Genomic DNA, 23334 nt, shown 5'->3' on the forward strand with positions numbered 1-23334 from the left:
ACATATTCATTATATAAAACCAAAAAATGAAAAGTAACATTATAAAATCATCTGCATTATTATTTACAGCATTAGTTGTATTAAGCGGCTGTGAAAAGAAAAAAGAAGAAACCGCAAAACCAGTCATCGAACCTAAAGTAGAAACGTTTCTTTTAGCCAAAGAAAAACTGACTACAGAATTGCGTTTACCGGCAGAATTAACCGGTTTCCAACAAGTGGATCTGTATGCCAAAGTGAGCAGTTACGTAAAAACCTTAAAAGTTGATATTGGTTCTAAAGTTAAAAAAGGACAGCTTTTAATTGTTTTGGAAGCACCAGAAATCAGTTCGCAATTGGCTGCTGCCGAATCGAGATTAAAATCGATGGAAGCGATTTACGCAACCAGCAAAAGCACTTACAACCGTTTGTACGAAACAAGCAAGGTGGAAGGAACGATTTCTAAAAACGATTTAGAAATGGCAAGCGGTAAAAAGAATTCTGATTACGCACAATACCAAGCCGCAATTGCAGCACACAAAGAAATCTCGATTATGAGAGGTTACTTAGAAATTCGTGCGCCATTTGACGGCGTTGTAGCAGCAAGAAATGTCAATTTAGGAACATTTGTTGGGCCAGCAGGAAAAGGTTCTGATTTGCCTTTATTAACGATTCAGGAGCAGAGTAAATTACGTTTGGCAGTTTCTGTACCAGAATTGTACACAGGATATCTGCATCCGGGCGACGAAATGAGTTTTAACGTAAAATCGTTACCTGATACTTTCACCGCAAAAATTACCAGAATGTCTGGCGCTTTAGATTTAAAACTGCGTTCTGAAAGAGTCGAAATGGACGTTCACAACACCAAAGGAAATTTACTTCCTGGAATGGTTGCCGAAGTTTTGTTACCGCTTAACGCGAAAGACAGCACGTACGTAATCCCGAAAACGGCTTTAGTAAGTTCTGCAGAAGGGCTGTATGTGGTAAAAGTAGTCAACCACAAAGCAACCAGAATTGACGTTAAAAAAGGAAGAGAAATCGACGATAAAATCGAAATATTTGGCGATTTAACTCCAAATGATAAATTGGTAAAAATTGCCAGCGAAGAAACTAAAGAAGGAGATATCATAAACGAATAATACCGATTATGTATTCAATACAGTCTAATAAAAATTAGACTGTTTTCATACTATATCGGCATTAATAACCTGCGTTTAGTCTTCTTTTTAGTAGATTACCAATTACTGTACGCATTCTTCGGAGTGCAAATCTAAAATTTGCCTTAGGACAGTTCCTCTTTTTTGGAGGGACTGTCCTTTTTTTTATTTCTTTTTGAAAGAAAAGATTACGATAGTCTCATAAAAAACATTACATATATAACGCAAAATTTTTAGCACCCAAGATAACCACATTATAGGTCTATTTTAAACACAATAGAACCTCTTTTAATACTTAAGTAAATAAAAATTCTACAAAATAGTTTATAAGAAAAAATAAATATATTTGGTTAGAAGAAATACAATAACATTTTTTTTTATGAAAAGTTTTACAGAGGAGGAAATTCGAAGTTTAATAATAATTCCATTTCTTAAGGATATTGGACTTTCATACAATGATCTAAAACTAGAGACCTCATTTTCAATTCAACTTGGCAGAGGTGTTTATGATATCAAAAATGAACAAAAAAAGACTTTCGGTGGGAGGCTCGACATTCTATGTAAAGTAGACAATAAAAATCTCTTTATTATTGAATTAAAAGCTGAGAATGTCTCTATTAATAAAACTAAAGACAGTCAACAAGGTTTAAGCTACGCAAGGCTTATGCAACCAATGCCACCATATGTAATTGTAACTAACGGAAAAGAAACATATCTATTTGATACAATTTACGGAAATGAAGTTGATAAAAATCACATAATAAAAAACGGCTATTTTGTAAGTACTGAAGAAGATATTTTTTTTCGATTTAATGCACTAAAAAATTTCATCGGATATTCGTATAAGAATTTATCAATATTTTGCCAAATGATTAGTAAAGAGCATATTTTGAAATTCAGTAATGTTGAAGAAAAAGAAAAAAATGAAATACTAAATAAAAAATATATACCATCCTTATATGTAGAAAGAGATGGTCTTCACGATAATTTTAATTTATTCTTAGAACAAAATGAATTAAATGTATTTGCAATAGTAGGAGCATCTGGATGCGGAAAGACAAATTCAATATTACATCTATTTAATAAACTAAATGACCATCCAGCTTTATTTTATTCAGGAACTTTATTAGGAAATTCATTTTTTGACGATTTAAAATTTGATTTTAATTTAGAGTTTTCACCGCAAGAAACTGAAATTTCAATTATAAAAAAAATTAGTTCCATAGCCGAGCAACACAACAAGCAATTTATACTTTTTATCGATGCAATAGATGAATGGATTGCTACGGATAAATCAATTCAATTAGATAAAATAATTAAAATTACATCACGATATAATATAAAATTATGCATTTCATGTAAAGATTTATTATGGAATTCGCTACTAAAAAATAAAGATACTCCAACCAATTTAGTAGAGCATTTACATACTACATTCTTAATTGAAGATTTTACCGAAAATGAATTTAAAGAAGCACTTTTAGCATATTCAAACATTTTGGATATTCCTATTACTTTAAAAAAATTTTCACGAGATATGTATAACCCATTTTCTTTAAGAATTGCATTTGAGGTCTCACACTCAGATAAAACTATAGCGCTAAGTGAAAATTCCGTTAATTCTATTTCGTTATATCTAAAACAAAAATTAATAAAGACTACAAATAATCAATTATGCAAAAGATACTTATATTCAATTGCTCAAATTTTATTGTCAAACAATAAAATTCATGAAGAAGAACTTAAAATTAGAGAATATCTTCGTTTAAGTATAAATGAAGAGATCCCAATAGACTTGTTTTCTAATAGTCTTTTATATCGAAATAATATTAATAATATAACTTATATTGGCTTTTATTTTTCTAAGATTCGTGATTATATAATTTCCAATGAAATTCTTTTGTTAAACAATGTCCAAAAGAAACAAAGAACTAAAAGGATAATAAAATCATTGGATTCTTTTATAGGAGAAAATGCAATTAATTTTTATATTGGAAATTGTGATTCAGAATATTTAATAGATTGCATTAAAGCAATAATTAAATTTGACAAGAAAAAAAATACAAACATTTCAATAAAGCTAATTGCTCAGCAAAATGAAAATTTCTTTGCAAAAATTGAAAATAATCAAATAAAGTTAATTTTTACTTTAATAAAGGAACTTATTAAAAATGATCAAACAGATTACTTAAATCATGAAGAAATCAATATTACACTTTTAAAAATTTTAAAATTCTCAAATATTGAATTAGAATTAATTGAGTTGCTTTATTTAATAAATGAGTATTCATCTAATTATAATGTCTACGAAATTTGCAAACTACTTGAAAAATATAAAAGTAAAAAAGGTACAGATAAACTTATTGATTTAGTTCAAAATCGAAAAATAAAAACACAAATAAGGCGATTTGTCCTTGATACTCTAGATAAAAAAATGATAAGTGAGAGGAAAATTATTTTTTCATCTATATTAAATGAATACGTAGAAGATAAACGCGGACCACTTTTTTATGTACAATATTGGTTTCATTATATTGAAGATATCCAACTTCGAGATGATATAATTCATGAATTTGATAAAAAACCTGATAGCACTTTGGTTAGAATACTTAATTATTCAAAAATTGAGAATACAGGAGAATTGTTGTTTTCAAGATTTTTAAATAATAATTATTCAGATGATACTAAATTTTGGTTATGCAGAGCAATATGTTCATTAGATTACAGGCTAGCTATTCCAAAATTTATTGAAATAATTGAAGAAGACCATAATAGCGAATTAGCCGGACATTTATTTATTGGATTAGGAAAAATGCAAGCTAAAGAGCTTAAACCTACATTGTATAAAATAATTGAATGTTTGCCTGAAACTTATAAAAATGAAACATGGTTAACTCACGCTTCTATAGGAATAATGGATGATGAGGATTATATTAAATTATTAGAAATAGGAAGTAAATCTTATAACACACCAACTATTTTTTTCATTGCTTCAACACTATCAAACAAGAAAAATATTTTATTTAATAAATTCATTCTACAATGTGTTAACAATAAAAATTTTGATCAAAAAAAACGATATAAAATATTACATGAGTGGGCAACAAATTTAACCTGTGAAGAAAATATCAGCGGATACAAGAAAATAATAGAAAAAATTGATTCCACAAAAGTTTATTTATCTCAAAATGAACTCATGCTAATTTATTCCATTTTTAATGATAATACAGAATTATCATCAATTGCATTGTCTATTTTATTAAATTTTGAAAATAATCTTAACTCATTAGAAAAAGCTTTTATTTCTCAATTACCTTTTTTTAAATATCCATTTATTATTAATCAAGTTTTTTTGGTAAATATTCCAAACCTTAAAAAATTAAAAACAAAATTGGATAACTGGATAAAATATAACTTGCAATCACCTTTTTGGGAAAACCAATATTTTTTATTTAACCTTATCCAATTCTCATCAATGTTTGGAGATTTTAGCTATATTGAAATAATTGAAAATAATAAAACAAACATTACCAATTATTTTCCTAGTACATTGGATGGTAGAGAAATAAATAAAAATAATTTTTTAAACCATACATTACATACAATTAGAATTGCAAAAACCGATATTAGAACTCGTGTTGACTAGTTAATAATATAAGGTAATCATTTATTAATAATCGTCTAAATCATAAAACTAAGTTATTAAAAATAAACCTCGATCCTTAAAAAAATCGAGGTTTTTCCATTTTATAAACCTTACTCCTCACTCAAATAAGGATTCAAAATCTCTGCCAATTCATTGAGCCAATAATAATTGTCTTCAAAATTGGCTAGTCAGATTTGGAGGGTTTGGTGTTGTCCTGAGACGCCGAGAGCTAAAATATAATAATGTAGAAAGTCCCAGCGGGACGAAATATGTATAGAAAGCAATTATTCACATTTTAGAAGAGTCCCAGCGGGGTGAAATCCTATTTACGATATGTTGCTCCGCTGGAGCTTTTTGGTACAACACGTTTTATGAATCTATACATATTTCATTCCTCCGGAATTTTTAACCTGCGGAAATATTATGTGTCGTCCCTACGGGACTCTTTTGTGTTGACGATTACCTTTTCAACGGATTAAAATCCGTTACTACAAAATAAATCGAGCCTATGGCTCTTGTTGAAATTCCGTTAGGAATGATTTATTTTGTAGCCCGGGATTTTAATCCCGGGATTATTGAATCCTAAAATTAAAAAGATCCATAGGATCGAAACATTTATTGTAATTATATGCCACTCCGCTGGAGCTTTTGGTACGGCACGTATTATGAATCTCTAATATTTCATTCCTCTGGAATTTTTAACTGCTGAAATATTCTGGTAATATGTGTCGTTGCTACGGAACTTATTTCTCGTGACGTTTACACGTTTCAACGGATTAATGTCATGATTTCAAAAAAATCTGTAGGATTGGCACATTTATAAACAACCCAATGTCGAGATCATAATACATTTTTTGTTTCCAATCACGTTTTCTGACTAAACAAAAACAATTAAAAATTCCTTTGAAATAAAAATACCTTATTCTAACATAATTAAGTCTTTTAGGGGTAAAATATTTCAAACATGTCATCATAAATTGCAGGTTAACACCCAAAGCTTTAAACCTCAACTATGCCAGAATTACAAAAAATCATCTATTTATTATCTAGAAAATATAATACAAACGTTAGTATATTAGGCCATTTCCCGATTAGTAAGTTCACTTCAATATTGGATATAGACAACGGAACTTTATTTATTGTTAGTGATGAATCTTTATTTTATTTTAAAGATAAAAACAAAAATCTCTGGCTGACAATAGTTGAATCTTTTCACTTAAATGGCGAAATTCAGTATCCGAAACTGGGAGATAGTTATATGCTGTCTGGCGGATTTCACTATAGCTTTACTACAAAAGAAGAAATTGTAGAAATGGCAATTAAATATTTTGAAAAGCATCAACAAAATTTGGTTTAATATTACTTTTTTAAACCGATCAGAAATTTGCCTTTTCATCAAAACAATAAAAAATCAATCGCCAAATCTGCCAATCTGCGAGAGAATAGAAAAAAATAAAATAAAATCTGCTTCAATCCGCCTAATCAGCGTGAAACAAAAAAAATGCAAGACCAAAATCGATCTCGCATTTTTTGCATTTGATAATTTTAAAAGAAAAAATCTTTTTAAACCGACTGGCGCTCGTGTTTTCCTTCTTTAATTTCTTCCACCATTTTTTTATTAAAAGCGGGTAAATCATTTGGGTTTCGGCTGGTAACTAATCCTTGGTCAACGACTACTTCTGCATCTTCCCATTGTGCTCCGGCATTTTTTAAATCGTTTTTGACAGAGAAGAAAGATGTTACTTTTCGACCTTCTAAAACATCTGCATCTACCAGAATTTGTGGTCCGTGACAAATGGCTGCTACTGGTTTTTTACTTTTAAAAAAGGAACGTACAAAGTCTACTGCGGCTTCTTCTCTTCTTAATGAATCAGGGTTTAAAACTCCACCAGGAAGCACCAACGCATCATAATCGGCTTCATTTGCCTGATCTAAAACTACGTCAACATTATATTCGTTGCTCCAGTTTCCGTCTTTCCATGCTTTAATTGTTCCAGATTTTAAACTGATAATATCTGCATTCCAGCCTTGCTCTTCTAGATAGGCTTTTGGAGATGATAATTCTGATTCTTCAAAACCGTTTGTCGCTAATATGGCTATATTCTTTTTCATAATTTTAAATATTTAAAATGTTATTAATTTTGATTTACCTAAAATTAGTTATTTCAAAAAGACAGCGAAAACAGAACATGTTAAAGGTTTCTTTAATAAAAGTTAATTAATTGAACTACAAGTATTTATTAAAAATTATACAGAAATTATATAAAATTGAAGTAGATTCCGTTACTTATTTTATAGGCGAATACAAAGAGAATAGCAAAAAATAAATGTCTAATTTATTCTCATCTCAAATCCTTCTTAATCACCAAATATTTCAAATTGGTATTTCCTGCATTACTTATTCCGTGTTCGGCATTTGGCGGACAATACAAACTCGTATTTGGTCCAACGACAACTGTTTTTCCGTCTAAGAAAAAAGAAGCAGAACCTTCCAGAATATAAAAGAATTCTTCTTCTGGGTGATGATGTGGCGCATGGGTCGATTTTCCGGGTTCGACGATGCTCATTTTTAGCGTATTTTCGTGAGTGAAGTTTTTATCGCCAAACCAATATTGATAACCGACTTTGGTTTTGATGGCTTTGTCGAATTCAAAATGATTGACGCAGTTTTCAATCGTGTATTTTATTTCTGGTTTATTTTCTTGGGTGTCCTGAGCAAAAGCGATTTGGAGAAATAAAATTGTAATGGCGGTTTTTAGGATAGTCAGTGATTTCATTTTTTTTATTGTAATGTTACGAAAAAAACATAACATTTTTAATCGTATATTAGCTAGTTATAAATATTTGATTTACAAATAATTACAAATAAAAGATGAATAATGGAAGACTTATTAAAAACAATTTTAGGAAGTTCTATAATCACAACCATTTTGACAAGTGGCATTGTATATTATTTCCATAAGAAAACCGAAAGAACAAATGCTGAAATCAGACACGAATTTGACCGAATGGCAAAAATACAAAATACTGATTTTGAATGGCAGAAACAAACTACAGAACTTCTCGGACAAGTTTATATCCATTTAAACAGAACCCGACTTGCATTTGTAAACACCTATTCGAAACTTAAAAAATATAATGCTCACTTTGAAGATGAAATCATGTATGTTTCTAATAAAAAAATACGGGATATTCTTTTAGAAAACGGACATCATCTACCTCCTGAATTGCTCGGCGAAGCATCTAAATTGATAGAACATTATGATGCATGGCTTATTAAATATAATGACATGAGGAAAGTCAATAAAGACGAAGTTACCATTCATGTTTACGTTGGTCCTGATGGTTTTAAGTTTCCTGAAAAAGCTGAAGGAATGTTTAAAGAGAAATACGAAGAAATGTTTCGACAAATTAGACAGTTTTAGGTTTTGAGATTGATCTATGAGGGTTTATAAATAATTGACGAACTGTATAAAATCTCTAAATACTTTTTCGTACTTCGTAAATACCCAAAAATATCCTAGGAAAAATAGCTTTCTAAGAAATTGTTTTTTAAGCTAGAATTTTAATCGCAGGTTTAAAAAATCAAAAATATGAAGCTTATATATACCGTTCCTATCGAAACTGATTCGTCGCGCTGATTTCATTTTTTCAATGGATTGAAATCCGTTGTTACAATATTTACCATTTCTAACGAAATTTTTAAGAGCCATCGGCTCGACCAATTTTGTAGGCCGGGATTTTAATCCCGGTTTTAAAAAGCGAAATCCAAAATAAAGATCCGTTAGGATCGAACCATTTTACACGTATATAGGTTCCGTTCCTACGGAACTCATTTGTGGTGGCAATTCTCGTGATTCAACGGATTAATCCCGAAGCTTCGGGACGTTGCTGCAATATTGGTCATTCCTAACGGAATTTCTAACCATAATATCGAAATATTCTTTTGAAGTCTGCTGAGAAAAATTATGAAAACAATACCTCCTCGCCTAGCCCCGATCGTAACGGCATCCTTTTTCTGGCTTCTTTAGACAGAAAAAGATATAGTGTAGAGCGGGACAAAACTTGATGAAAACAAAAAATATTCTGCTTCTAAAAAATATTCAACTTCATAAAAAGCTCAATAAAATCAGCACTTCACAAATATTTTTAGAAATACTTATTGCACGATAAGAAAATATTATGATAAAAATATTTTGTAATTCGAAAAACCGTCATACATTTGCCTAACAGTGTTAAACGATTTAATACTCGAATAAAATGGCTAGCAAAGATCGAATTTTAAGACAAAAAGAAGAGACAAGAAATAATATTCTTGGCGCTGCTTATGATATCGTAAAAGAAGAAGGCTGGAATGGTTTGAGTATGCGTAAAATTGCCGATAAGATCGAATATACTGCTCCTATTATTTATGAATATTTCTCGAATAAAGAAGCAATTTTAGAAGAACTGACAGGCAAAGGTTTTATTAAACTGACTAAAGAACTGCAAGCTGCAATAGATAAGTTTAAAAAACCCGAAGACCAATTAGAAGCCATGTGGATGACGTATTGGGACTTTGCTTTTACTAATACTGAAATGTATCAATTAATGTTTGGTGTCCAGATGACCTGTTGCGCACAGCGATGTTCGGCTCAGGAGGGACCTTACAAATTATTTACTCAGGTAATTGCTGAAGTAATGAAAGACAGCAATCCGAGTCAGGATATCATAAAACAAAAGTACTTCACTTTCTTTTCTGTTATTCATGGTTTAATCGCCATCAATATCATTAACAAAAGTGACATTTTAGAAACAATTAATGCCCAAATTTTGAAGGATGCCATTGGTGGTATCATCAAATCAATACAATAAAAATTTTTTCAAGTTTTACTTAACGGTGTAAAATAATTTAATAGGATAATGTAAAATCCTTTTTTTTGAAACATTAACTTAACACTCTTAGAAAATTTAATAAAGGTAATAAAAGCTCTTTTTTTAGACTTTTACTTAACGATGTTAGATAATTTAATACCGATTTAGAAATAAACTTGGAAAGGCTTGCTGTATGGCAATTTGTGCACTTTTACTTAACAACGTTAGATAATTTAATTCAATTAAATATGAATCCCGAGAATGCCAGAATGCCCAAAGAATTAATCCGAGAAAATGTTCAACCAATTAAAACCACAATTAAAATGAAAAATGTAATTATAACCAGTTTTATTCTGGCATTAGTTTTAAGCAGCTGTGCCGATAAAAATCAAGGTCCTGCTGCTCCGCCTCCACCGGTTTTACCAGTTTTAGCGATCACAAGTGCAAACACTACTACTGACGCTGAATATCCTGCTTCTATACAAGGAACTGTTGACGTTGAAATCCGTCCGCAGGTAAGCGGAAATCTAGACAGAATTTATGTTGACGAAGGTGCTTATGTAAGTAAAGGACAAACTTTATTTAAAATCAATGAGCGTCCGTTTCGTGAGCAGTTAAACAATGCTTTAGCAAGTCTACATGCAGCTGAAGCGGCTTTAATCAACGCAAATTTAGAAGTTGATAAACTTACTCCATTGGTACAAAACAAAGTAGTTTCTGATTATCAGTTAAAAACGGCTAAAGCGACTCAAAAAATTGCTGCTGCCAATATCGAGCAGGCAAAAGCAATGGTAGGTTCTGCTAAAATTAATTTAGGATATACCAATGTTACGGCTCCGGTAAGCGGCTATATTGGAAGATTGCCTAAAAAACAAGGAAGTTTGGTTTCTGTATCTGATGTTGAAGCTTTGACAACACTTTCTGATGTTCATGAAGTTTTTGCTTATTTCTCTTTGAGTGAAACAGATTTCATCAACTTTAAATCAAAATACGCTGGAAATTCTTTAGGTGATAAAATCAAAAAATTGCCGCCAGTTAACTTGATTTTAGCTGATAATACGGATTATCCAAAAACAGGAAAAATCGATATGGTAGACGGTCAGTTTGATAAAACTACTGGTGCGATCACGCTTAGAGCGACTTTCCCAAATGCAAACGGAACACTTCGTTCTGGAAACACAGGAAGAATCCGTTTAGGATTAAATCACGACGATGCGATTTTGGTTCCGCAGTCGGCTACAGTTGAAATGCAAGATAAAGTATTCGTATTTACTGTTGGAAAAGACAACAAAGTAACTAAAATGCCAATTACTGTTATAGGTAAAAACGGAACTAATTATTTAATTAAAGACGGTGTACATGCTGGAGATCAAATCGTATTGAGCGGTATTGACAAACTACAGGACGGACAAGCTATTCAGCCTGAAAAATCAACTAAAGTTGCCGAAGTAACTAACAAAAAATAATCAAAAGAAATAATGTTCAAAATATTTATACAAAGACCAGTACTGGCAACTGTAATCTCCATTTTGTTGGTGATCTTAGGGGTACTGGGTTTAACTAAACTGCCTTTACAACAGTTTCCAGATATTGCGCCGCCATCGGTTTTGGTAACGGCGGTATATCCGGGAGCGAATGCAGAAACGGTTTTACGTTCTGTGGCACCTTCTCTGGAAGAGTCTATAAATGGTGTAGAAAACATGACATACATGAGTTCTACTGCGAGTAACGATGGTACTTTGGCGATTACCGTTTTCTTTAAATTAGGAACAGATGCCGATCAGGCTGCGGTAAACGTTCAGAACCGTGTGGCACAAGCTACAAGTCAGCTTCCTGCGGAGGTTGTGCAGCAAGGTGTTATTACGGCAAAACAACAAAACTCTTTCATCATGGCAATTGGTATGTATACCGATGATGAAACTAAATACGATCAGACTTTTGTTGCGAACTACGCTCAAATTAATATTATTCCGGAGTTGAAACGTATTCCGGGTGTGGGTTCTGCCAGTATTTTTGGTGGTGTAAAAGATTACTCAATGCGTGTTTGGTTAAATCCAACGCAAATGGCAACGCATAATGTTACGCCAAGCGAAGTTATGGGCGCAATTCAGGATAAAAGTTTGGAAGCGGCTCCAGGGAAATTTGGAGAGCGAAGCAAAGAGGTTTTTGAATACGTCATCAAATACAAAGGAAAACTTACCAAACCAGAAGATTATCAAAATATTGCCATTCGTTCTAACGCAGACGGTTCTGTTCTTCGTCTAAAAGATGTGGCAAGAGTGGAACTGGGTGCTTACTCTTACAACAGTTTAACACGTTTAAATGGTAAAAAAGGAATTGTAATCGGTGTGATTCAGTTAGCGGGTTCTAACTCTAATGACATTCAGATTGCGATCAATAAAATGATGGAAAAGGCTTCTAAAGATTTTCCAAAAGGTATCAAACACAATATATTTTACAGTACAAAAGTTTCGCTGGATCAATCTATCGAACAAGTGGAGCATACTTTGATCGAAGCTTTTATTCTGGTATTTATTGTGGTATTTATTTTCCTTCAGGATTTTAGATCAACTTTAATCCCGGCTATTGCTGTACCTGTAGCAATTTTAGGAACGTTCTTCTTCATGCAGTTATTCGGATTCTCGATTAACCTTCTAACGCTTTTCGCATTAATTCTGGCGATTGGTATTGTGGTCGATGACGCGATTGTCGTCGTAGAAGCCGTGCATGCGAAAATGGAGCATAAAAAATTGTCTCCAAAAATCGCAACTCATGAAGCAATGCACGAAATCACGGGTGCTATTATCTCGATTACGCTGGTAATGGCTGCTGTATTCCTGCCGGTTGGTTTTATGGAAGGCTCAACAGGAGTTTTCTATCGTCAGTTTGCCTTTACGATGGCAATTGCAATTGTAATTTCGGCTGTTAATGCCTTGACTTTGAGTCCGGCGCTTGCTGCTTTATTCTTAAAAGACAATCACGGAGCTCATGATCACGATGCGCCTTATGTGAAAAAAGGATTTAAAGAAAAATTCTTTACGGCTTTTAACAGCAGTTTCGAATCGTTGACAAACCGTTATGTGGGCGGAATCAAATTCTTAATCAGAAAAAAATGGTTGAGTCTTGGCGGATTAGCTGCTATTACTGCTGCAACTATTTTATTAGTAAAAACAACTCCTGCCGGATTTATTCCAACAGAAGATCAAGGATTTATCGCGATTGCGGTAAACACACCATCGGGAACTTCGCTTGACGGAACTCAAAAAGTAATGACCGAAGCTGAGAATACTTTAAGAGGTTTAGACGCTTCAAGATTTGTAACAGCGATTTCTGGTTTTAACTTATTGACCAATTCAACAAGTCCATCTTCTGCAGTAGTTTTCGTTTTATTGAAACCAAACGAAGAGCGCGGAGAAGTGAAAAACATTGACGAAATCATGAATCAGGTTCGTGGTAAACTGGGCGCTATTTCTGGCGGAAGTTTCTTCGTATTCAGTTTCCCAACGGTTCCCGGATTTAGTAACGTTGAGGCTTTAGATTTAGTTCTTCAGGATAAAACCGGAGGAAAATTGGATAAATTCTCTGGAATCTCTCAAAATTTCATCGGCGAATTAATGAAACGTCCTGAAATTGCGGTTGCCTTCACCAGTTTCAAAGCAGATTATCCTCAATTACAATTGGATATCAACGACGAAAAAGCGAATCAGTTAGGCGTAAATGTAAAAGACATTTTACAAACCATGCAGGCTTATTTTGGTAGTGCACAGGCATCAGACTTTAACCGATTTGGTAAATATTACCGAGTGGTTGTTCAGGCTGATATTGCCGACAGAGCCGATCCAACTGCAATTGACCGTGTTTTCGTTAAAAACAAAAACGGCGAAATGGTGCCAATAAATACTTTAGTAAAACTGACTCGTATTTATGGTTCTGAAACCGCTTCTAGATACAATCTGTTTAACTCGATTTCTATTAATGCGATTCCGAAACCTGGATTTAGTTCCGGAGATGCCATTAAAGCAATTGAAGAAGTAGCAGCTCAACAATTGCCTGCAGGTTACGGGTTTGAATTCTCGGGCCAAACGCGTGAAGAGATTTCTTCCGGAGGACAGTCTGCAACTATATTTTTACTGTGTTTGATATTCGTTTATTTCCTACTTGCTGCACAGTACGAAAGTTACATTCTGCCTTTGGCTGTAATCTTATCAATTCCTGCAGGTATTTTTGGAGTATTTGTGGCTATTGGTTTAACTGGAATCGAAAACAACATTTACGTACAAGTTGCCTTAGTCATGCTGATCGGACTTCTCGCTAAAAATGCCATTTTGATTGTGGAATTTGCGGTACAGAAACGAAAATCAGGACAGGCATTAGTAAAAGCTTCTATTGAAGCGGCAAAATTACGTCTGCGACCAATTATCATGACTTCCCTTGCCTTCGTAGTTGGTCTTGTGCCAATGATGAGCGCCAAAGGGCCATCGGCTCAAGGAAATCACTCAATTAGTATTGGAGCTGCGGGCGGAATGCTTTCAGGAGTAATTCTAGGATTGTTTATCATTCCGGTATTATTCATTGTGTTCCAGCATTTACAAGAAAAATTCAGCGGCAAACCAGTTGCTGTCATTCATAATGAAGAAAAATAAAATATGGAAAACTATATCACAATCCTTTTAGTTGCCATCATAGCTGGCATCGGATATATATCGTACAGAATCTCAAAAGATCTTGAAACCAAAAAAGATATTTGTACAGAAATTTAAGCTGTTAGGAGATTATTTTTTAACACATAGAGACATAGAATTTTATGTTGCATGTAGCGAAAAGAGATTAGAAGAAACTAGTTTCCACACATAGTAACTATGTGTATTTAGACAAGTGAAACGCCTTTTTTAATCTTATAAAAACTATGATTCTATGTGTTTAAAAAATACACTCAACAGATAAAGAACTTAATAAAAAGACAATGAAAAATTATATAACCAAAATCGTGACCTTCGCCATTCTGATCACGACTTTAATATCCTGTAAAGTCTCTAAGGATATTGAAACTCCAAAAGATGCATTTCCTGAGAATTTCAGGAATGCATCGGTTTCGAGTGATACAACCAGTATTGCCGATATTGAGTGGAAAAACTTCTTTACAGAAAAAGATATTATCACGCTAATCGATAGTGCGGTTACTAGAAATAATGATCTGCTTATTGCACAAAAAAATATTGAAATTGCGCAATACAGATTTACACAATCGAAATGGGGAAATGTTCCTCAGGTGAATTTATTTGTAAATGCCAGCACCAGCAATCCTTCGGACAATAGTTTTACAGGAATGAACTTGAATCAGGCATTAGGCGCTAAGCATATTGACGACTATTCTGCTGGAGCTTCACTTTCTTGGGAGGCTGATATTTGGGGAAAGATCAGAAACCAAAAGAAAGGAGCTTATGCAGGATATCTTCAATCTGAAGAAGTAAAAAAAGCTTTGCAGACGAATATTGTGGCTAATGTTTCAAGAGGATATTACAATCTTTTGATGTTGGATGCGCAATTGAATATCGCGAAACAAAACTTAAAGTTAAACGACAGCACAACTAAAATCATCAAATTGAAATACGATGCTGGTCAGGTCACTACTTTGGCAATTCAACAGTCTGAAGCACAGAAATTAAATTCAGAGCAATTGATTCCGTTATTGGAACAAAATATTGCGATTCAGGAAAATGCTTTAAGTGTTTTAACTGGTGCTTTCCCAAATTCAAAACAAAGAACGGTGCTTTTAACTGCACTGGAAGTGAAAACGAATCCATCAGTTGGAATTCCGTCTTCATTAGTAAGCAGAAGACCAGACGTAAAAAGTGCTGAATTAGCGCTTAAAGTTGCCAACGCAAATGTCGGTATCACGAAAGCGGATTTATACCCAGCTCTCAGGATTACGGCGCAAGGCGGTTTAAACTCTTTCGAAACGAGCAGCTGGTTCAATATTCCGGCTTCTCTATTCGGAACCGTTGCAGGTGGTTTAACACAGCCAATTCTGAATAACAAACGAGTAAGAACGCAATATAATATCGCTGTCGCGGAAAGAGAAAAAGCGGTTTTAGCTTTCAGACAACAGGTTTTAGTTGCCGTAAGCGAAGTTTCTGATGCTTTGGTGAAAATTGAAAAATTACAACAACAAGAAACTTTCCTTAAAGAAAAAGTGAAAACATTGCAACAAGCAATTAAAAACTCCAACTTGCTATTCCAAAACGGATTAGCTGAATATTTGGAAGTTTTAACGGCTCAGGCAAATCTTTTGCAAAGCGAGTTAGAATTAGCAGACCTTAAAAGACAACAACTTACAGCCAACACCGATTTGTATCGTGCGCTTGGTGGCGGCTGGAAATAATACCCGTTACCCGTTAATTATTTATTTTTTGAGATGAAAACGCTGTGAGACTTTTTGGTTTCATGGCGTTTTTTATTTTTTTGCCACGAAGTTTTTTGCCACGAAGGCGCTAAGGCACGAAGTTTTTATTTTGCCACAGATTGTTAGGATTAAAAAGGATTTTTTTAGCCACTAATTGCACAAATTTACACGAATTATTTTCTCATTTTATGTTCTCTTGAGCGATCCCGAGGCTTCGGGAGAAGGACGCGAAAGAAGCTCCATAACGATAATGAAATTTGTGTAAATTTGTGCAATTAGTGGCTAAAAAAACTTTGCGTCTTAGCGCCTTCGTGGCAAACCCAAAAAAACAATTATGCTTTTCAATAAAGAAACATACCTCAACAATCTAAAATTATATTTCGAAAGTTATGCTCCTATTTCTGAAAAGTCATGGAAATTGATTGAAAATCTGGCACAATTCCAGACAATCAAAAAAGGGAAAATATTACTTGAAAATGGGGAAATCTGCAAAAATCTTTATTTTATTGCAGAAGGAATTCTGCGAACTTTTATTACTGACGAACAAGGAAACTTCTACAACAAAAACCTTTTTTTCGAAAATAGACTTGCATGCTCAAAAGTTTCCTCAATACTGCAAACTCCTTCCAATTTTACAATCGAAGCTTTAGAAGATTGTATTTTAATCAATCTAAATTATCAAAAATATACCAAGTTGATTAACGAAAATGATGATCTTAAAAGCTTCTATATTGCCTATTTGGAGAAAAACTGGATTATCGAAAAAGAACAAATAGAAGTCGCTTTAATTATGCAGAATGCAACCGAAAGATATCTCAGCCTTCTTGATAAACATCCAACGATGGCTGATCGTGTTCCTTTATTGCATATCGCGTCGCATTTAGGCATTACGCCAACGCAATTGAGCCGAATCAGGAAAAGTTTAGAAAAAGATTTGTAAATCAACATATGTAAAGGTGTACGAGAAAACTCTATTTTATCTTTGCTTTATTATTTAAATGAATCATCAAAATGAACAATACAAATCTGATTAAAGATAATATAGACAATCTTACATCACTTTGGAAAACGGTTGCCACCCCACTCCATTCTTATCATAAAAACAATCCGTTTGAAGTTATTCAGATAAAAAACTCTGGCTGGCCCAACCGAGTATGGTTTCGAGAAGATATTACAGAAGAAAATCTGCCTCAAATTCTTAAAATTATAGAAACCCATCCAGGAATTATCATTCCTTATTGGGATATTTTTGGAAGTGGTTCCAACGAAATTTTCGAGAAAAACGGGTTTAAAACACGAATTAAACTCGTTGCAATGGCTTTAAAATTAGGAGAAAAACTGCCACTTGAAAATAAACTTACTTTCAAAAGAGTTTTAAATGAAGAAGATGCCGAAATATGGTCAGATATTTATCCTTTGTCTTTTAGTTATGTTATCAGTAAAGAAACGCTGACTCATAATTATGAAAATGCTAAATTTTATCTGGTTCATTTGAACGAAAAACCGATTGGAACTCTTACTCTTTTTCAAACTGGAAATGTTATGGGAATTCATGGCGTTGGCGTAATTCCAGAAATGCGAAAAAAAGGTTTTGCTGAAGAAATCATGAAATTTGCCATCAACGAAGCGATTGATGCAAATGCCGAATATGCGCAATTGCAAGCTTCTCCTTTAGGAAAAAATATTTATACTAGATTAGGGTTTGAAGATTTGTTTATGATTACGAATTACTTTTTGGATTAAATTCCAATTAGAAAATTCTAAATTCCAAATTCCAAAAGAATCCGGAGGATTCACATATTTATAGCACGCAATTCCCATCGCAGACATGTGACCCCGAAGGGGTCATACTTGCGTAGGATAATAGAATTCTATAAATATTTGAATCCTCCGGATTCTTTTATGCAAACCTAAAATTTTTGCTCTCATTTTATGTCTTCCCGAGCGTCCAGAAACTTCGGGAGAAGGACACATACCGTAACCACACAGAATGGATTTAGCATGAGAATCCTTCTCCCGAAATTTCGGGACGCTCAGGAGGACAAACCGTTATAGAATTTCTTTAAGAAATCCCACATGCCTCTGAACGACACCACGGGTGAAAACTCATAACTCATAACTCATAACTCATAATTAAAACCAAATTCTTGTCCCAAATGCCCCTAAAATAGTCGTAAATGTGTATTTCGTTTCAATAGAACAATTAGTTACATTTGTAATACATTAACTAATAACTATTTAAAACAAATACCCAATGAAAACAACCAAAATCCTTTTCTGGACGACTACTATTCTTATTTTTTTATTTGAAGGCGTTATGCCCGCTTTAACTTCTCAAACTGAATTGGCTAAAGAAGGAATCAGACATCTTGGCTATCCAGAATATTTTGGAAATGCTTTAGTTGTATTTAAGATTCTTGGAGTTTTAGCCTTAATTATTCCGCAAGTGCCAGGTCGTGTAAAAGAATGGGCTTATGCAGGATTCGCTTTCGATTTTATTTTTGCCTCGATCAGTCATTTTGCTGTAGACGGAATTGATTTTCAAGGTTTCTTTCCTTTGATTGTTTTGGCAATTCTAATTGTATCGTATATAACATATCACAGAATACAGCGTTATAAAAACATAGCACTCTAAAAATCAAAACTTTATGATAATTGAAGTTTTTAAAACGAATGTTCAAGAAGAATCTCAATGTGCGATAATCATTGAGATTCTTCTTGAACATTATCCAAACAGTTCGATCAACTTCGATTTAGAAGATTGTGATAAAATTCTTCGTATTCATGCGCCAGTTATTTCGAATAAAAAAATTATCGATATTTTAAATTCGCACGGTTATTTGTGCGAAGTACTTCCTTAAAAAATTAACACTTCACAAACCTCTGACTTATAGTGTTTTAATATTTTTTATTGTATATTTGAAAGAGTATCATTTCCCCTAATTCTATAAATTAATTTCACAGATAATGCACTGAGGTTTCTTTAACCAATCGGTAAATATCTGCTATCGAATTTTTCAATTTCTAAAATTTAAACAAAATGAAGAGTGCTATTCAAAATACCCTACTAGAAACCTACAGCAAACTAAACGATTTAATTTCTTCTTTTTCAGAAGATGAAATCAACATTGTTCCTTTTGAAGGGAGCTGGACTGCCGGACAAACTACTCAACATATTATTCTGGCTTGTTCTGGTCTAACCTCACTTTTTGCTGGAAAAACAGAGAAAACGAACAGAGAGCCAGACGAAAATGTAAAACAGCTGGACGCTATCTTTTTAGACTTTGATACCAAATACCAATCGCCCGAAAACATAAAACCTCGAGATATTGTTTATGAAAAAGATACGCTGCTGACTTCTGTCAAAAAAATACAAAATGATTTATTTGAAGCCGCAGAAACTTATGATTTGACATTGACTTGCTTGGATGCTAAAGTCCCCGGTTTTGACTATTTCACGATTTACGAATGGCTACATTTTGCAATTGTGCATACGCAGAGACACACGCATCAGCTGAAATCGATTTACGAACATATCAAAAAACAATAGTCAAAACCTTTTTTATGAGATCAAAAGTAAAAACCATTGTTTCATCCGGTTTAGTTGCGGGCACATTAGATATTACTGCCGCTATTTTGATTTACGCCGGAATATTGCATAAAACAACTGCAGAAAAAATTTTACAGTCTATTGCCAGTGGCATTTTTAAAAAAGAAGCCTACACAGGCGGAACAGAAATGACTTTCGTGGGTTTGGGACTTCATTTCTTAATTGCTTTTATTTTTGCTTGGTTTTATTTTAAAATTTTCCCCTATATCCCATTTTTTAAAATAAACACTTTACTATCGGGAATCTCCTACGGATTCTTCATTTGGGTCGTAATGAATCTCGTTGTCCTACCAATTGTATTTCCTGTGTTACCTGAGAAAAATTTAGATTTTCCGCTTTTGCTTTCTATACTTATCGTGATTTGCTGTGTCGGGATTCCGATTGCTTTTATAACTAGAAAATATTATGCGAAATGGTATTGAGGCCTAAGCTACTAAGGTCCTGAGGTACTAAGCAACTAAGGTACCAAACTTTTGCTTAGAAGCTTAGAATCTTAGCACCTCAGAAGCTTAAAAAAAACTAAACCTTTCTTCTCCCTGTGATTAATGAAATAATAAACAGCACTAAAAAGATAAAGAATAAAACTTTTGCGATACTCGCGGCTCCAGCGGCAATACCACCAAAACCAAAGATTCCGGCTATGATAGCAAGAATGATAAATATAACTGTCCAACGTAACATAATATTGATTTTTTGAGTTTGTATATACGGCTTTCAAAAGCCTTTTTTGTTTGTTATTCAAAGTTCTTTTATTCCTACAAATGCTATTAACTCAAAACAGTATTTTATTAGCTCAAAAGAATCAATAAAACACTGATTACGCGTGACTTTCACGATTATTTAGAAGTCTTACACAATTACCATGTTTAAGCTTTAGAGTTAATTTTTTGATCGATTGGATTAATCGTCGCTCTATTGGTGAACTAATTTCACATAAAATTTAAAAACACACCGGAAGCCTTAGAATTTTCTTCAAAAAGTTACAAAAGACTTCCAAACCCAATATTACAATAGCGATTAAAAAAATATATGTTAATGTCAATTATAGTTTTGAAGCAGAAACTTTCATCATTGACCGCCAACGGTATTGATTATGGTGCCGTCGATGAGAAAATTGCCTTGGCTTCTTTGAACCTTAACGAGTTATGAACCGAATAAAAAATGTATCTCATGAAAACAATATCAAATAAATCGAAAATAGTTTTTTTATCTACTTTTCCGCCAACTCAATGTGGCATAGCAACCTATACTCAAGACACCATTAAAGGTATTACAGATGTTTATGGTAAATCTATTCAGTGCGAAATATGTGAACTTGTTGATAAACCAAAAGAAGAACCTACTCAAGCTTTTACCTTAAACACCAAGAATCGTGAAGAATATGCTAAAGTAGCCGAAGAAATCAATAATGATGAAGCTGTAAAATTAGTGCATATTCAGCATGAATTTGGTTTGTTTTCAGGAAATTACGGAGACCATCTTTTAGATTTTCTAAATGTAATTAAAGCGCCTGTAACTTATACTTTTCACAGTGTGATTCCTAATCCGAATGATGAACTGAGAACGTTCGTAAAACTGCTATTGAGTTACAGCAACTCGGTTTTTGTAATGACTAATAAATCTAAAGATATACTAATTAACGATTACGACATCAATGAAGAAATAATTACTTGCGTGCCTCACGGAACTCATATTGTAGTATATGAAGCTCCGCAACAGGCAAAAGAAAAATTAGAAATTCAAGATAGATTAGTACTTTCTACTTTCGGACTTTTAGGCGAAGGAAAAAATATAGAAACCGGTTTACAGGCATTGCCTAAAATTGTCGAAAAAGCGCCAAATGCATTGTATTTAATTATCGGAAAAACGCATCCAAACCTAATCAAAGATGGTACAGATCCTTACCGAGATAAATTAGAAGCCATGGTTAAAGAATTAAACTTAGAAAACAATGTTCGTTTTATTAATCAATATTTAGATACAGAAGAGCTTCTAGAATATTTAAAAGCTACAGATATTTATATGTTTACGTCCAAAGATCCGAATCAAGCTGTAAGTGGCACTTTCTCTTACGCTATGAGTTGTGCTTGTCCGATTGTGGCTTCTAAAATTCCTCATACTAAAGAAGTATTAACGGCAGATTCTGGAATTTTATGTGACATTGGAGATTCAGATCAGTTTGCAGCGGCAGCTATAAAATTGATTGAAGACGAAAATTTAAGAAACGAAATGGGAATTAGCTCATTTACTAAAATGAGAGCTTCTTCATGGGAAAATGTCGGAATTACTCAAATGAACACATACAAAAAACTATTTAATAACCCAGAGGACATTAAATTCAGTTATCCTGACATCCAACTAAAACACATCAAAAAACTGACTACAGAACTTGGTATTGTTCAGTTTAGCAAAATTTCTATTCCAGACCTAGAGTCAGGATATACATTAGACGACAATGCAAGAGCATTAGTTGCATTTTGCATGCACTATAAACTGACTCAAGACAAAGAAGATTTAGCATATATTCTAATTTACTTAGATTTCATTCAGCGTTGCCAGCAGCCAAAAGGAGACTTTATCAATTATGTTGATAAGGAAAATCGCGAACATGTAGAACAAAATGCCGAAGTAAATTTAGAAGATTCAAATGCTAGAGCACTTTGGGCTTTAGGAACTGTTGTTTCTATCTCAGACATTCTTCCAGAAACTATTACAAAAAAAGCAACACAATGTTTATTGAATTCATTGAAATGGGCAGAAACTATTCAATCGCCACGTTCAATTGGTTTTGCAACAAAAGGGTTGTACTTATACCATACTAAAATCCCTAATTTGTATGTTGCTGCCATTATCAATAAACTGAATGCGAAATTGTTGGCAAATTATGAAGATACAGCAACAGAAGATTGGCAATGGTTTGAAAATTATTTGACTTACGGAAACGGAATTCTTCCAGAATCGATGCTCTATGCTTATTTAATAACCAATAAGCCAGTCTACAAAAAAGTAGCTTTAGACTCTTTAGATTTCTTAATTTCTAAAACGTTTGTAAAAGGTAATTTCAAAGCTATCTCGAACCAAAGCTGGTATCATAAAGGTTCTGAACCTCAGGAATTTGGTGAACAGCCAATTGACGTAACGTATACCATTATGACGCTAAATGCCTTTTATAATGAATTTAAAACACCGCATTATAAAAAGAAAATGAAAGCTGCTTTCAACTGGTTTTTAGGTAAAAATCATCTAGGTCAGATTATGTACAATCCAGTAAGCGGTGGCGGTTACGACGGGCTAGAAAAGCACAACGTAAACTTAAACCAAGGAGCAGAATCTACAGTATGTTTTTTAACAGCAAGATTACTAATGGAAAAATTAGCAATGTCACAATCCCGCGTTATTCCTTTAATGAAATCACGAACTGGAGTTGCTATTAATTCTTAGACTTTATACTATTGAAGCTAACCAAATACTTCATTTTAACCTGAGAAATCCCTTTTGCATAAAAGGGATTTTTTATTTACAAACCTCAGCAAACGCAGTTTACGTTTTTTTATTGTGCAGATGCCGATGAAAATTATATAACGTTCCAAAAAAGTTGTGTAAGATTTTTGGATCATAAAAAAAGTAACTTTCCTATACGAATTTAGATGGGTTTATATCATTCTATTTTTCAATTTATATCATTCAC

At 33.2% G+C, this 23334-nt stretch carries 18 protein-coding genes; 15 read left to right on the plus strand and 3 right to left on the minus strand.

The window, feature by feature from the left end; genetic code table 11:
* Positions 1-26 precede the first annotated feature (26 nt).
* The 3 genes from EG814_RS17010 to EG814_RS17020 all read left to right on the plus strand — a co-directional run bounded on the left by EG814_RS17010 (position 27) and on the right by EG814_RS17020 (position 6136).
* On the plus strand, positions 27-1115 hold the full coding sequence (locus tag EG814_RS17010) for an efflux RND transporter periplasmic adaptor subunit (RefSeq protein ID WP_125723098.1): 1089 nt from the start codon (positions 27-29) through the stop codon (positions 1113-1115).
* A gap of 397 nt (positions 1116-1512) precedes the next feature.
* The gene (locus tag EG814_RS17015; protein WP_125723099.1) at positions 1513-4779 is read left to right on the plus strand and encodes a type I restriction enzyme HsdR N-terminal domain-containing protein; all 3267 of its coding nucleotides are present in this window, start codon (positions 1513-1515) and stop codon (positions 4777-4779) included.
* A gap of 1012 nt (positions 4780-5791) precedes the next feature.
* Positions 5792-6136: a hypothetical protein gene (locus EG814_RS17020; RefSeq protein ID WP_125723100.1), complete on the plus strand. Its 345-nt coding sequence runs from the start codon at positions 5792-5794 to the stop codon at positions 6134-6136.
* A 206-nt stretch (positions 6137-6342) separates the two neighbouring features.
* On the opposite strand, the gene EG814_RS17025 is transcribed toward EG814_RS17020, so the two are convergent.
* Together EG814_RS17025 and EG814_RS17030 are read right to left on the minus strand one after the other, a co-directional pair.
* Positions 6343-6891, minus strand: a complete 549-nt coding sequence (locus EG814_RS17025; protein ID WP_125723101.1) for a type 1 glutamine amidotransferase domain-containing protein — start codon at positions 6889-6891, stop codon at positions 6343-6345.
* A 230-nt stretch (positions 6892-7121) separates the two neighbouring features.
* Positions 7122-7556 carry a cupin domain-containing protein gene (locus EG814_RS17030; RefSeq protein WP_125723102.1) on the minus strand — a complete coding sequence of 145 codons (435 nt, stop codon included), beginning with the start codon at positions 7554-7556 and terminating at the stop codon, positions 7122-7124.
* A gap of 102 nt (positions 7557-7658) precedes the next feature.
* Here EG814_RS17030 and EG814_RS17035 point away from each other — a divergent pair, with 102 nt between their 5' ends.
* The 11 genes from EG814_RS17035 to EG814_RS17085 all read left to right on the plus strand — a co-directional run bounded on the left by EG814_RS17035 (position 7659) and on the right by EG814_RS17085 (position 20068).
* Positions 7659-8204 carry a hypothetical protein gene (locus EG814_RS17035; protein WP_125723103.1) on the plus strand — a complete coding sequence of 182 codons (546 nt, stop codon included), beginning with the start codon at positions 7659-7661 and terminating at the stop codon, positions 8202-8204.
* Positions 8205-9039: 835 nt separating this feature from the next.
* Complete coding sequence (locus tag EG814_RS17040; RefSeq protein WP_125723104.1) at positions 9040-9633, plus strand: TetR/AcrR family transcriptional regulator; 594 nt, start codon at positions 9040-9042, stop codon at positions 9631-9633.
* A gap of 248 nt (positions 9634-9881) precedes the next feature.
* Positions 9882-11099 carry an efflux RND transporter periplasmic adaptor subunit gene (locus EG814_RS17045; RefSeq protein ID WP_125723105.1) on the plus strand — a complete coding sequence of 406 codons (1218 nt, stop codon included), beginning with the start codon at positions 9882-9884 and terminating at the stop codon, positions 11097-11099.
* A 12-nt stretch (positions 11100-11111) separates the two neighbouring features.
* Positions 11112-14276, plus strand: coding sequence for an efflux RND transporter permease subunit (locus EG814_RS17050; RefSeq protein ID WP_125723106.1), 3165 nt, complete (start codon positions 11112-11114; stop codon positions 14274-14276).
* Between the two features lie 320 nt (positions 14277-14596).
* Positions 14597-16015, plus strand: a complete 1419-nt coding sequence (locus EG814_RS17055) for a TolC family protein (protein ID WP_125723107.1) — start codon at positions 14597-14599, stop codon at positions 16013-16015.
* A gap of 355 nt (positions 16016-16370) precedes the next feature.
* A complete protein-coding gene (locus tag EG814_RS17060; RefSeq protein WP_125723108.1) occupies positions 16371-16976 on the plus strand; it encodes a Crp/Fnr family transcriptional regulator in 606 nt (201 codons plus the stop codon).
* Positions 16977-17047: 71 nt separating this feature from the next.
* Positions 17048-17779, plus strand: a complete 732-nt coding sequence (locus EG814_RS17065) for a GNAT family N-acetyltransferase (protein WP_125723109.1) — start codon at positions 17048-17050, stop codon at positions 17777-17779.
* 511 nt (positions 17780-18290) lie between these two features.
* Positions 18291-18671 carry a DoxX family protein gene (locus EG814_RS17070; RefSeq protein ID WP_125723110.1) on the plus strand — a complete coding sequence of 127 codons (381 nt, stop codon included), beginning with the start codon at positions 18291-18293 and terminating at the stop codon, positions 18669-18671.
* Between the two features lie 13 nt (positions 18672-18684).
* Complete coding sequence (locus EG814_RS17075) at positions 18685-18897, plus strand: hypothetical protein (protein WP_394343511.1); 213 nt, start codon at positions 18685-18687, stop codon at positions 18895-18897.
* A 179-nt stretch (positions 18898-19076) separates the two neighbouring features.
* The gene (locus EG814_RS17080; RefSeq protein ID WP_125723111.1) at positions 19077-19586 is read left to right on the plus strand and encodes a DinB family protein; all 510 of its coding nucleotides are present in this window, start codon (positions 19077-19079) and stop codon (positions 19584-19586) included.
* Between the two features lie 14 nt (positions 19587-19600).
* Positions 19601-20068 (plus strand): DUF1440 domain-containing protein, encoded by a 468-nt coding sequence (locus EG814_RS17085; RefSeq protein WP_125723112.1) that lies wholly within the window; start codon positions 19601-19603, stop codon positions 20066-20068.
* A gap of 97 nt (positions 20069-20165) precedes the next feature.
* Here the strand turns inward: EG814_RS17085 and EG814_RS17090 are convergent, their stop codons facing one another.
* Positions 20166-20327, minus strand: coding sequence for a DUF1328 family protein (locus EG814_RS17090; RefSeq protein ID WP_008467744.1), 162 nt, complete (start codon positions 20325-20327; stop codon positions 20166-20168).
* 489 nt (positions 20328-20816) lie between these two features.
* On the opposite strand from EG814_RS17090, the gene EG814_RS17095 reads away from it, so the two are divergent.
* Positions 20817-23087 (plus strand): glycosyltransferase, encoded by a 2271-nt coding sequence (locus tag EG814_RS17095; protein WP_125723113.1) that lies wholly within the window; start codon positions 20817-20819, stop codon positions 23085-23087.
* Positions 23088-23334 lie beyond the last annotated feature (247 nt).

Origin of the sequence: Flavobacterium ustbae, assembly GCF_003946915.1 — a bacterium.
Taxonomy (GTDB): Bacteria; Bacteroidota; Bacteroidia; order Flavobacteriales; family Flavobacteriaceae; genus Flavobacterium; species Flavobacterium ustbae.